The organism is Leptolyngbya iicbica LK, from assembly GCF_004212215.1.
GTDB classification, from domain to species: Bacteria; Cyanobacteriota; Cyanobacteriia; order Phormidesmidales; family Phormidesmidaceae; genus Halomicronema; species Halomicronema iicbica.
Map to the genome: position 1 here is coordinate 519,829 of NZ_QVFV01000002.1, position 12,045 is coordinate 531,873.

The 12,045-nt window shown below is 58.4% G+C and carries 9 protein-coding genes; 5 read left to right on the forward strand and 4 right to left on the reverse strand.

From position 1 onward, the window contains the following. Nucleotides 1-21 precede the first annotated feature (21 nt). Both DYY88_RS09350 and trmFO read left to right on the forward strand, forming a co-directional pair. Nucleotides 22-2,385 carry a hypothetical protein gene (locus DYY88_RS09350; RefSeq protein ID WP_152624693.1) on the forward strand — a complete coding sequence of 788 codons (2,364 nt, stop codon included), beginning with the start codon at nt 22-24 and terminating at the stop codon, nt 2,383-2,385. A 163-nt stretch (nt 2,386-2,548) separates the two neighbouring features. Then, complete coding sequence (gene trmFO / locus DYY88_RS09355) at nt 2,549-3,925, forward strand: FADH(2)-oxidizing methylenetetrahydrofolate--tRNA-(uracil(54)-C(5))-methyltransferase TrmFO (RefSeq protein ID WP_039728305.1); 1,377 nt, start codon at nt 2,549-2,551, stop codon at nt 3,923-3,925. A gap of 126 nt (nt 3,926-4,051) precedes the next feature. Here the strand turns inward: trmFO and DYY88_RS09360 are convergent, their stop codons facing one another. Then, nucleotides 4,052-5,176, reverse strand: a complete 1,125-nt coding sequence (locus DYY88_RS09360; RefSeq protein WP_039728304.1) for a THUMP domain-containing class I SAM-dependent RNA methyltransferase — start codon at nt 5,174-5,176, stop codon at nt 4,052-4,054. A gap of 525 nt (nt 5,177-5,701) precedes the next feature. Between DYY88_RS09360 and DYY88_RS24090 the strand changes: the two genes are divergently transcribed. Together DYY88_RS24090 and DYY88_RS09365 are read left to right on the forward strand one after the other, a co-directional pair. Next, nucleotides 5,702-5,857: a hypothetical protein gene (locus tag DYY88_RS24090; protein WP_160299588.1), complete on the forward strand. Its 156-nt coding sequence runs from the start codon at nt 5,702-5,704 to the stop codon at nt 5,855-5,857. Nucleotides 5,858-5,929: 72 nt separating this feature from the next. Beyond that, a complete protein-coding gene (locus DYY88_RS09365; protein ID WP_039728302.1) occupies nt 5,930-7,846 on the forward strand; it encodes a primary-amine oxidase in 1,917 nt (638 codons plus the stop codon). Nucleotides 7,847-8,032: 186 nt separating this feature from the next. On the opposite strand, the gene DYY88_RS09370 is transcribed toward DYY88_RS09365, so the two are convergent. From DYY88_RS09370 to DYY88_RS09380, 3 genes are all read right to left on the reverse strand, one after another. Further along, complete coding sequence (locus DYY88_RS09370; protein WP_039728300.1) at nt 8,033-8,572, reverse strand: DUF3122 domain-containing protein; 540 nt, start codon at nt 8,570-8,572, stop codon at nt 8,033-8,035. A 16-nt stretch (nt 8,573-8,588) separates the two neighbouring features. Beyond that, nucleotides 8,589-9,194, reverse strand: coding sequence for a Tll0287-like domain-containing protein (locus tag DYY88_RS09375; RefSeq protein WP_039728297.1), 606 nt, complete (start codon nt 9,192-9,194; stop codon nt 8,589-8,591). A gap of 78 nt (nt 9,195-9,272) precedes the next feature. Continuing rightward, complete coding sequence (locus DYY88_RS09380; RefSeq protein ID WP_039728295.1) at nt 9,273-10,595, reverse strand: NAD(P)/FAD-dependent oxidoreductase; 1,323 nt, start codon at nt 10,593-10,595, stop codon at nt 9,273-9,275. A gap of 344 nt (nt 10,596-10,939) precedes the next feature. Between DYY88_RS09380 and DYY88_RS09385 the strand changes: the two genes are divergently transcribed. Next, a complete protein-coding gene (locus DYY88_RS09385) occupies nt 10,940-11,932 on the forward strand; it encodes an arsenic resistance protein (RefSeq protein WP_039728293.1) in 993 nt (330 codons plus the stop codon). Nucleotides 11,933-12,045: the final 113 nt, after the last annotated feature.

Below are 12,045 nucleotides of genomic sequence, written 5' to 3' on the forward strand. Positions count from 1 at the left end.
GGTGCTGCGATCGCCCCTGGGATGCCCCAATCGTCACCCCCTCCTAAAGATGCGTTAGCGGCTGGCCTGGTGGTCAAGCCGGTGAAAACCAGTCCGGTGAGTCAGCGACAGGCGCGCCCGGTGGGTTTGCCGTGGCGACAATGGGGCCAACAGTGGGGCCGCTTGACTGGCCTGACCCTGTTACTGGCGGGGGCCGGGACGTTGATTGGCCTCAGCGTGTGGACGAGTGTGATCGTCATTTTGCGACCGCAACCGCCCCGCTGGCTCGCACAACATTTCCCAGGACTGATGGACGCCTGGAGCGAGATTCCCACCCAAACCACGGCGGAGATTGAGGCGGAGTTGGTAGCGCAGCAGCGCTCAGCGGGGGATTGGCTGGCGTTAGCCCAAATCAGCGATCGCCCCGAATTTGCCGACCTCCAGCTATTGCCGATTTGGGCCACGCGATCGCCCTGTAGCCAGGACTGTGAGGCGATCGTCGAATTGCGGCTCTATCGTCAAGCCGCGAGACGAACTGCTGCCGATCAGTGGCAACTACTCCACCAGTTGCCCGTGCAGGGGCCGACCGAGGCAACCCTGTTGCAAGCGCTGGCACTGCCTGAAGCGGGTGCTCTGGGGTCCACCTATCAACTCCCTCTGACCGCGCTAAAGCCCTTGCACGACGATGCTTTGCCGGGAGCTTGGCTGACCTTGACCGGCCGCTGGCAGCCCCAAGGCAGCCCCATTTTGTACGGGCAGATGCTGTACGTCAATCCGCAGTTTCAGCGCCTCACCTCCCTGCTGAACTGGCAGAGTCCGCCGGGGCGCTTGCCCACCTGGCATAACGTTGATCAACAGGGCGCGCCCGAACTCCTCGTCAATCAGACTTATGGGCTGGAACCCGACTTTCAGCTATATCGCGTCGGCAATTTGCAAGCGGTCGGGGCGCACACTCGGTTAGAAGAAATCACCCTCAAACCCTTGACGCTGCCGACAGAGGCATCCGCGATCGCTTACCAGAACGCCCTGTTTCTGGCCCAGCGGGGACTCTGGTCAGCCGCCCACGCCCGCCTGACGCAACTCAAAACGCAACTCGCGGACGACTGGTCTGATGACCTGGAACAGCAGTGGCAACTCGTCTACCTGCACAGTCGATTTAGTACCGCCCAGGCCGAGCGCGACTGGTCGCAGCCCAGCCAAAAGCTGCTGGCCCTGCTACTGGATGGTCAGTGGCAAGGGGCTCTTCAACCGATTCAGGAAAAAAGCAGCGGCTTTCCCAAAGCGGTGTTGCCGCTGCTGGAACGGGACTTTTCCCGCATCTGGCCCCGACTGACGGCATCCCTCCAAGTTGAGCCAAATGATCAAGCCGCGCGGTTGTGGCACGCGCTGTTGCTGTTGACCAAAGAAGATGAAGCGGCGGCGCTGAAATGGTTGGCCACCGATCAGAATTCACCGTTACGCCAAGAATTTGCGGCGATCGCTCAAACTGTAACCAATCCAGAACCGGCCCCCACCATTATCTGGCCGACAGCGACAGACGAGCCGGCTGAGTCGGCGATCGCTCCTACGACGCCTGCGCTGTTCGACGGCTTGATTGGTGAAGCCACCCCCGTAGCGAATCCCAATTTTCAGGATTGGCAGCGCCCCACGAATGGAGCGGCCTTGACTTTGTCACCGGGCCAGCAGTGGTTCACTATTACCCTAGAATCCGGGCACCAACAGCAGCAATGGCAACCGATCGCGTTCTCTGCCCGACTGGCTGACCAACCCCCGTCTCAACTCTGGCAAACCCTGGGCCTGGGCGCGAGTGCCACCCTGCGCGGGGTCGATGTCGCGGGGAAAAATCCGCAAACCCTGGAAGTGATAGGCGTGCGATGGCGCGGTCAGCAACCAACGTTACTAGCGCGAGGGGGCGCGACCGATCGCCCCCTATTCGTCACGACACCGGGACAATGGCAAAGTATCGACACGGTGAATCCGACCGGGCTGGCGGGCTGGCTTGAATCCCAATCAGCGACGAGCGATCGCCTCTTCGCGACCCTGCAAAATCACCTGGGCTTTGCCCCTGATAGCCTAGCCACCACGTTGCAGCAGCAGGCCAATGCTGTCCCCCCGTGGGCCACAGTTCGCCCAGTCAATTTGATTGGCGGCAATTCCTCCACACTCATCCTGACCCTGTCTCCGGAATTACTGGCTTCCCAGGGCTTAGCTGCGGCTGGTCAACAACCGACAGAACTGATTATGACGGCCCAAGGCGAACTGCTTTACAGTAGCCTGTGGTCAGGGAGCGGCGCTCGCTTAGCGGGGTGGATTCAGCCCGCCTCCCAGCAGCCCGTGCTGGTGATCAACGAGGGCGATCGCCCGCAATTTTTGTTCTGGTCACCGCAAAACCGACGGTTTCAGTAAAAATGGGGCATGGGCAACGGCGATCTCCCGGTTGAGCTGACTGGGCGACATTAATTTGTGACCCATTGGCCCTCACCCTAAATCCCGCTCCCAAAACTGGGAGAGGGACTTCAAGCCACTCGCCCCCGATCACTCATCGACCACCTAAACTCCGACCGAACTTATGCAACCGATTCACGTTATTGGCGGCGGCCTCGCAGGCACCGAAGCGACCTGGCAAATTGCCCAGGCCGGAGTGCCCGTCATCCTCCACGAGATGCGGCCCCACAAGCAGTCTCCCGCTCACCATAGCGAGCACCTGGCAGAATTGGTGTGCAGCAATTCCTTTGGGGCGCAGTCCAGCGATCGCGCCTCGGGCCTCCTACACGAAGAGTTGCGTCGCCTCGGTTCCGTGGTGATTGGCAAAGCCGACGAGCACCAAGTCCCCGCTGGGGGCGCTTTGGCCGTCGATCGCGGTCTCTTTAGCCGTGACCTGACCGACACCCTCGCCAGCCATCCCCTGATCGAACTGCGGCGAGACGAAGTCCACCAAATTCCCGATGATGGGGTCGTCGTCCTCACCACGGGTCCTCTCACCAGCGAAGCCTTATCTCGCGACCTGCAACGCTTTACCGGGCAGGCGTATATGAGCTTTTTCGACGCGGCCAGCCCGATCATCGTGGGGGAAAGCATCGACCGCGACATTGCCTTCATGGCCTCCCGGTACGATCGCGGCGAAGCCGCCTACCTCAACTGCCCGATGAATCGCGAGCAGTATCTCCACTTTTGGCAGGAGTTGTGTGCGGCAGAGCAGGCGGAACTCAAAGAGTTCGAGCGGGAGACAGCGAAGTTTTTTGAAGCCTGCCTGCCCATCGAAGAAATGGCCCGCCGGGGCGAAGACACCATGCGCTACGGCCCCATGAAACCCGTGGGCCTATTTGACGCGCGGCTGGGTCACTTCAAAGATCCTGCCCTGAAAGACAAGAAACCCTACGCCGTGGTGCAACTGCGACAAGAAGACAAGCAGGGCAACCTGTGGAACATGGTCGGCTTTCAGACCAATCTGCGCTGGGGTGAACAAAAGCGCGTTTTCCGCCTCATCCCCGGTTTAGAAAATGCTGAGTTCGTCCGCATGGGGGTGATGCACCGCAACACCTTCATCAACTCACCGGAACTGCTCGGGGCCACTCTGCAATTCCATCAGCGTCCGACCCTGCTCGCGGCGGGACAACTCGTGGGCACCGAAGGCTACACGGCAGCCACGGCAGGCGGCTGGCTCGCGGGCACCAACGCGGCGCGGGTGGCGTTGGGGCAAGCCCCGCTTACCCTCCCGGTTAACACTATGATGGGCGCACTCATCGATTTCATCAGCTCGGCGGAACCCAAGCATTTTCAGCCCATGCCGCCCAACTTTGGCATTATTCCCGCCCTGCCCGCCAAGATTCGCAACAAGCGCGAACGCTACGGCCACTACCGCGATCGCTCCCTTGACGACCTGACCACCTGGGCCAACAACCACAAGTTGGAATTGCGATCGCCCAGCTTGGTCGCTACTGCTTAGCGATTGCGGCGATTCTGGTAAGAGTCGTAGTTGGGTCGCTGGGTGATTGGGTAGCTGGGTGGATCAGACTGCCGTCCTCTGGTTGGGATAGCCGTCCCGGCTGTCCTCAGCGATCGCCCCCCACAACTAATACAGCTCGTATTTCAACAACTGGCAGGGTAAATTGCCATTCAATACTGGAACGCGCTGGGATGATTTCAGCCCGATGGATTGCGCCAGCGCCTTGTTGCCGCTCAGCACAAACGCCGTCCAGCCCTTAAAGCGTTGCTTGAGGACATCTCCCAGCAGCTTATAAAACGCGCCCAAATCGTCGTCTTTCCCTAACCGCTCCCCATAGGGCGGATTGCAGATGAGGATGCCGCTATCGGCAGGGGCTTCAACCTCGGCCAACTCTCGCTCGCGAAAGGCGATCGGCCCCGAGAGTTGACAGTTTTTGGCATTGCTGCGGGCTTGAATAATGACCCGAGAGTCGCGATCGCACCCCAAAATCGGCACCGTCAGCGTTTCTTTTTGCCCTGCTTCCGCTTCCTGGCGCAATCGCTGCAAGAGCGCATCATCAAAGTCAGGCCAAGTTTCGAAGCCAAAGCGATCGCGAAATAATCCCGGTGCCCGGTTGAGAGCGATCAGGGCGGCCTCCAATGGTAACGTGCCCGATCCGCAGAGGGGGTCACAAAAAGCTTGATCCGGCTGCCACCCCGACAGATAAATCAGGGCGGCGGCAAGGGATTCCTTGAGCGGCGCTTGGCCCACAGCGGGCCGATAACCCCGGCGGTGCAAGCTTTCACCCGAACTATCAAGACTGACGGTGGCGCGATCGCGGTGCAGATGCACGTTAATCTGCACGTCAGGCTGCTGGGTATCCACGCTGGAGCGGCGATGGCTGCGATCGCGCTGCTGATCGACAATGGCATTCTTGACCTGGAGCGCGGTGAAGTGGGTGTGGTTGAGTTGGCGGGTTTTGCCCGTGGCGGCCACCGCTAGCGTCAACTCCGGATGCAGGTATTGCTCCCAGTCAATGCGCTGCACCCCCGCATACAGGTCGTCGGCATCGCGGCAGGGAAATTCCGCTAGCTGCACCAAAATACGAAACGGCAGCCGCGCCCACAAGTTGACCCGATACAGCAGTTCGCGATCGCCCCGAAAGGCTACCCCACAAAATCCTGGCTCAGGGGCGATCGCGCCCAAAGACTGCAATTCTTGTGTAGCAATTTCTTCCAGCCCTCTCGCCACCGTGGCAAAATATCGCTCCATGGGTCACTAACGCTGCACAGCCTCTCAAAACTACCGCAATCCCCAGGGGTGCAAACACCTGCGACAAAAATTAGGCATTTCGCAATGATGTTGTTGGCTTCCCATCACCTTCTATCCGTCTTCGACTTTGGCAGCAAACGAGGCTGACTTGGCTGACAGCCTAAGTTGAGCCTCCCTCAAACGTAGTTCTACGGATTGCCGTCAGAAAGTTTAGCGGCAATTTATCTAGTTTTGCGTGGATTCTGCGACGTCATTCACTTCCAGGCAGACCACAATAGAGTTAATTCTGGAGAACGCAAGCAGGCTGAACGCTGCTCTTGGGGGCAATTTAGAGCGGTTCCTCATTCTGCACAATGGCGTCCTTACAGGTGAGATGCCCGACCCTTGGGGGCTTTAGGGTCGGGCTATTTCTTTTTAAACGGATCTGGCCAAGCACGACAGAAATCTTGTCCAGTCCAACAATCTAAATTTCCAGACACCGTCGTCGCCGTTAGAATTGGGCATGACCAGCGAGGCAACTGGACGATGGCCGACGCAGCCGCAACACGGGTAATCACTTTGAAGCAGGCGTTTCGCGTCGGCAATTTGGGGGCGCTGACCCGGACAGATCTGGATCGCTACTACGTGGATTTGTCGGCGGTGCGGAGAGGTGCGTGTAGGGTGGGGGTGGGGCAAATGTAATCAAACGATCCATCCAGGGAGGCGATTATCTGGCACGATCGCGGTCTAGGCAACCTTTCAGGCTTTGACGTTATGCCCACCCCCCGTTCGACACATCCCCTAGAACCCCTCACCCCCGCCGAAATTGAGACCGCCGTCGCCCTCGCCCGTCAGGAGCAGCAGACCCAAGGCTTAACCCCCGCCTCCCGCTGGCGATTTCCGGTAGTGGCGCTCAAAGAGCCGCCCAAAGCCGTGATGCAGGCTTATCAGCCGGGGGACGCTGTGCTCCGCGAAGCCTTTCTGGTGCTGCTCGATAACCAGACTGGCCAGGTGTACGAGGCCACGGCCTCCCTCACCGCAGGCAAAATCACAAGCTGGCAGCATATCCCCGACGTGCAGCCCAACATCATGGCCGATGAGCTGGAGGAATGCGAGGCCGCCGTCAAAGCCCATCCCGACTTTCAGGCCGCCTGCCAGCGGCGGGGGCTGGACCTGGAGACGGTGGTGGTAGACCCCTGGGCGATCGGCCATTTTGGCTTTGCGGATGAAGTGGGCCAGCGCCTCTCACGCTGTCTGTGCTACGTGCGCTCCACCCCCGACAGCAACTTCTACTCCCGCCCCGTTGATGGCCTGGTGCCCGTGGTGGATCTGAACACGATGGCAGTCGTCCGCATCGAAGACGTGGGCGACGTGCCCGTCCCGCCCGAAACCGGGGCATACGCGCGGGAATTCTACCAAACCCAGTTCCGCCAGGACCTGAAGCCCCTGAGCATTACCCAGCCCGAAGGCCCCAGCTTTACCGTAGAGGGACACCTGATTCGCTGGCAGCGGTGGCAGATCCGCATCGGTTTTACCCCCCGAGAAGGGCTGGTGCTGCACCAGGTCGGCTACGAAGACCAGGGTCGTTTGCGCCCCATCCTCTACCGCGCCTCCATGGCCGAAATGGTCGTGCCCTACGGCGATCCGCGATCGCAGCACTTCCGCAAAAACGCCTTTGACCTGGGGGAACACGGCGTCGGCATGCTCGCCAACTCCCTTACCAACGGCTGCGACTGCTTCGGGGAAATCCGCTACTTCGACGCCGTCCTCACCGACAGCCGGGGCAACGTCGCCATTACCGAAAACGCCGTCTGCCTCCACGAAGAAGACTTCGGCATCCTCTGGAAGCACACCGACTGGCGGCGGGAGCATGTGGATGTGCGGCGATCGCGCCGTCTGGTCCTCTCCTTTATCGCCACGGTGGACAACTACGAATACGGCTTCTACTGGTACTTCTACCAGGACGGCACCATTCAGTACGAGATCAAGCTGACGGGCATTTTGCTGGCAGCGGCCCTGGCCGACGAGCCCCGCTACGGCACCCTGGTCGCCCCCGAAGTGAACGCCCTCAACCACCAGCACTTCTTCGCCATGCGCCTCGACTTTGACGTGGACGGCACCGATAACAGCGTCTACGAAGTGAACAGCGAAGCCGTGCCCATGGGGCCGGAGAATCCTTACGGCAACGCCTGGTACGGCGTCTCCACCCTGCTCAAGACCGAGCAAGCAGCCCAGCGCCTGATCGATCCGCTGGTGGGCCGCTACTGGAAGGTGGTCAACCCCAACATCCACAACCGCCTGGGGCAACCCGTCGGGTTCAAGCTCATCCCCGGCGAAAATGTACTGCCCTTTGCCCATCCCGACGCGCCTATCGTCAAGCGGGCAGGCTTCATCACCCGCCATCTCTGGGTGACGCCCTACCATCCCGACGAAAACTTTCCCGCTGGCCCTTACCCCAACCAGCATCCCGGCGGTGAGGGATTGCTGAAATGGACCCAGCGCGATCGCGCCCTCGACAATACCGACGTCGTGGTGTGGTACGTATTCGGCCACCACCACATCCCCCGTCCCGAAGATTGGCCCGTCATGCCCGTCGCCTATAGCGGCTTTACCCTGAAGCCCCTCGGCTTTTTTGACCAGAATCCTGCCCTGGATGTGCCTCCCTCACCGCCCAAACAGGCGTGTCACTAGGGCAATCGGGCGCAATACTCTGAACGATAAATGGAGTTGTGGAACTCAGGGGACGTTTCCCTGCCAGGCTTAGGAGATCTCCAGAAACAAAAATACTCGGCTGCGGTGCATTACGCCGCGCTCATGACACCCTACGGATAGGAAATTCTGTTCCAGAAATCTCCTTAGGCGATCGCTGCCCCGAACCTAATGGCCACAGCTAGGAAGTTGCTGCCATTCTTCTAACGTTGGGGGAGGAATGAGGAGCGTAATGGGATCGCCTGCGGTGACTGGAATCTGGAGTTCCAGCGGAATGGCGGGCTGAATCTCTGGGAGGACGGCCCCTAAGTCGTATTGTCCGATATAGGGCTCGGGGGAGGATGCATTGGTAAAGATTTTGGCAGAGGTGTCGGCGGCGGTGAGGACGTGGCCGAGGGAGTTCACCAATCGCAAGGGCTGTGAGCGATCAATATCCGCTACACCGGGAAAGCCGACGAGCCGCAGTCCTAAGATTTCAGAACCGTCAGCTTTGTGACGTTTGAAAGCGATCGCTTGCCAGCGTTGATTCGCCTCATCCCGCAGAGTGGTGCGAGTTTGATAGAGGACTTGTCCGGGTCCTTCGTCAATGGTGCGAATGGCGGCGTGGGCGGCAGGGACAAACAGCGTCAGGCTCAGAAGGAGGGGGAGCGCGATCGCCATCAGCCATCGGCCCACCGCATGGGATGGCTGCAATTGGGATAACAACATCAAACTTTCTCTAAATTTATTGCACAGCAGTTTCGATCGCCGCTTTCACCTCATCGGGCACAAAGACGGCATACATGCCCCGCAGGTCACCCACGTTAAAGTCGAAGGCTTTGTCGTCGGGGTATTTGGCTTTCACAAAGTCGGGGCGATCGCCCTTGGCCCCATGGCAGGCGAGGCAACTGGCTTCGACATTAATACGCCGGTAGTAGCGCAAGCCCGCTTGACCATCCATCGTTTCGCGATCCCAAAAGCCCATCACGTCAGGATTATCCGCAAATCGGGCTAAGGCGGCACGAGCCTGGTCGCTGTCAGGGGCATGGGCCGGATTGCGATACTTGGTGGCAATTTGCTTCACTTGCCAGCCATTTTCCTGGCTCAGTTGCTTGGCCCGCATACCCACCGGTTTACACACTTGCTTGAAGGTCTCGCCCGTTGGCATGGTGTCACTGCCTTCCAGGGTGGAGGCTAAGCCCGATCGCAGGGCGTCGAGATTTTCAATTTCTTGCACGGCGCGGCCCAAATCAGCGGGTGGAGGGGCAGCGATCACGACTGGGGCAGCCGCTAACCAGCCGCCCACAATCAACAGCGCGGCAAAGCTCCACAGATAAAGACGATGCAACATGGTGTTCTCCAGATGATGTTCAACGGCCTGAGACCCGTGATGAGAAAGCGGTTGGTGGGTCTCTGGCATACAGGCAATTTAGTGCGACAGGACGGCGTTTTCTTGAGGGGGATCGGTCGGCTGATTAGGCACCGTCTTTTTGATCAGCGAAATGCCAAACAACGTTTTCAGGCCCAGCCGCTCGAACCAGGGGACGGCAGACCCAAAGCGCATTTTGGCTAAGTAATAAATCTCAAAGGCTTGTTTGGCCCAGGGCACCCACCGCCCGCGCAGGGTGAAAGAGCGATCGTAATGCCCGGTCGCCGGATCCGGCAGCACAGGATTCGCCATAAAGACCAGGCCATCATGGCCAAATTCTGCAAAGCACACCGCACCGAGGGTGGCTTTCACCGGAGCGGATTTAATCACCCCTAATTCGCGGGCAATATTGTGCGCCACTGCCATGCCCATGCCTTCCGCCATTTCGCCACTCTTGGGCAGACCAATGGGCACTGATGTGACGTCGGGTTGGGCCAAGTGCGAAGCGACCCCTAACGAATAGATATTGGCAAAGTCAGGATGCTGTTGAGTGGGCAGCATGGGCACAAAGCCTTTGTCGTTGGTCAAGCCCGGGACATCGCGCAAAAACTGCGCGCCATAAAACGCGGGCAACACCATAGAAAACTGGAAGGGCAGGCGTTGACCATCAGCCAAAATCATCGTTGCTGGTTCCACTCGGGCGATCGCCGCATTTTCGACAAATTGAATATCCTTTTCGGCCAGCAGCTTGGCGATGACGGTGTGGGCGTTGTGGACATCGCGCACTCCCAAATGACCGATGTAAGGTTCCGGCGTGACAATTGTGATCGGGACGCGATCGCGCAAATTCCGCTTCCGCAGCTCATGATCAACGGTCAGCGCAAACTCATACAGTGGCCCAAAACAGCCCGCCCCCGGTGCGGCACCAACCACGACTGGCCCAGGATTTTCTAATAGCGCTTCCCAAGCGGCCTTGGCCTCTTCCACATGGTGCGGATTGCAGACGGAGTGGGTATACCCCGTCTCTGGCCCCAGTCCTGGCACTAAGTCAGTGGCCAATTGTGGCCCAGTGGCGATGACCAAATAGTCGTAATCGAGGGTTTGGTCCCCCGCAGTGATGGCTTGCTGCTGCGGATCGAGATGGGTCGCTTTACCGTGCACGAAGCGAATGCCTTTGGGTGGCACGATTTCGTGCAAGTCCAACTGCACATCTGACAGGGACTTGTGGCCAAACATGACCGCAATCAACCCCGGCGTGAACGTGAACTGATCTTTATCCGAGATCAGCGTGACTGTGTGCTTGCCCTTAGACAACAGATGTTGCAGCTCATAGGCCGTTGACAAGCCCCCTAAGCCCGCGCCGACTACCACCACATGGGCCATGAAAATTACCTCTGCTAAACAATGACTGGAATGCTCTGATGCTCCCTGTTGAGGCCAATGGCCGAGCTAGCAACCGATTGCCCGCCCACAACTACTCAAAAACAGGGATTTTACTAAAACGCTTTACAACTAATCAGTTATACATTCATAATAGTGCCGCATGAATGTTTGTCAATGGTCTCGATTAAGTTTCCTATCGGTGAATCGCAGGCTCAATGCTACGCCCTGGTGAAGCGGGTCGTGCCGTTTCTGAATGTCCTCGTGTCGTCGGGGCTGGGATGAGGAGAGTCGATGCAGACAAGCAGTTGGCATCTTGATTAATTTGCACGCAAGGATGAAAGCGTATGTGGACTGTCATTGCCTGGCTAAAGAAGAATTTGGTCTGGTCAATTCCAATATTTATGGTGGCGGGTTTGGTGTTTGGCGCGATCGCGAACCCAGCGTTTCTCAAGGCCACCATCATTCCCCTCACCTTTTTGATGGTTTATCCGATGATGATTAACCTGCAGGTGCAGAAGGTCTTTTCGGGGGGCGATACCAAGGTGCAACTGGTCACACAGTTCATTAACTTTGCGGTGATTCCCTTTGTGGCGTTTGGGTTGGCCCAGCTTTTCTTTAGCGATCGCCCCCTAGTGGCGTTGGGCTTGCTATTGGCCTCGCTCTTGCCTACCAGCGGCATGACCATTTCTTGGACGGGCTTTGCCAAGGGCAATATCAGCGCTGCCGTCAAAATGACGGTGATTGGCCTGATTTTGGGCTCCCTGGCGACGCCGTTTTATGCCAAGTGGCTGATGGGGACGGTGGTCGAGATCCCCATGGCCGAGGTGTTTAAGCAAATTGTGATTATCGTCTTCTTGCCGTTAATTTTGGGCGTGGTGACGCGGATGGTGTTGATTGCTCAGGTCGGTCAGGCCAAGTACAACAAAAATTTGAAGCACAAGTTTCCCGCGTTTTCCACCCTGGGCGTGTTGGGGATTGTCTTTGTCGCCATGGCGCTGAAGGCCAAAGACATTTTGTCGAACCCCATGATGTTGTTGTCGTTCCTGGTGCCGTTGGCGATTCTCTACACCATCAACTTTGTGCTGAGTACGGTGGTGGGCAAACTGGCCTTCAATCGGGGGGATGCGATCGCGCTGGTGTACGGCACGGTCATGCGTAACCTGTCTATTGCGTTGGCGATCGCCATGACCGCCTTTGGCAAAGAAGCCGGGTCGGAAATCGCCATTATCATCGCCATGGCTTACATCATTCAGGTGCAGGCAGCGGCCTGGTATGTCAAATTCACCGATCGCTTGTTTGGGGAAGCGCCCACCGAACTGCTCGGGTCAGAGACTTAAATCGTCATGGTCAAACTAGGTTTGACTGGGCCAACCTCACCTAACCTCTCCTTGGCAAGGAGAGGAACCGGAGCCCAAAACAGCTATCGGTGAAGCCCAAAGCCAGCGTGTCG

Coding starts and splice junctions, on each gene's coding strand:
- DYY88_RS09350 (WP_152624693.1), top strand. CDS start 22: ATGCCCCAATCGTCACCCCCTCCTAAAGATGCGTTAGCGGCTGGCCTG.
- trmFO (WP_039728305.1), top strand. CDS start 2,549: ATGCAACCGATTCACGTTATTGGCGGCGGCCTCGCAGGCACCGAAGCG.
- DYY88_RS09360 (WP_039728304.1), bottom strand. CDS start 5,176: ATGGAGCGATATTTTGCCACGGTGGCGAGAGGGCTGGAAGAAATTGCT.
- DYY88_RS24090 (WP_160299588.1), top strand. CDS start 5,702: ATGGCCGACGCAGCCGCAACACGGGTAATCACTTTGAAGCAGGCGTTT.
- DYY88_RS09365 (WP_039728302.1), top strand. CDS start 5,930: ATGCCCACCCCCCGTTCGACACATCCCCTAGAACCCCTCACCCCCGCC.
- DYY88_RS09370 (WP_039728300.1), bottom strand. CDS start 8,572: ATGTTGTTATCCCAATTGCAGCCATCCCATGCGGTGGGCCGATGGCTG.
- DYY88_RS09375 (WP_039728297.1), bottom strand. CDS start 9,194: ATGTTGCATCGTCTTTATCTGTGGAGCTTTGCCGCGCTGTTGATTGTG.
- DYY88_RS09380 (WP_039728295.1), bottom strand. CDS start 10,595: ATGGCCCATGTGGTGGTAGTCGGCGCGGGCTTAGGGGGCTTGTCAACG.
- DYY88_RS09385 (WP_039728293.1), top strand. CDS start 10,940: ATGTGGACTGTCATTGCCTGGCTAAAGAAGAATTTGGTCTGGTCAATT.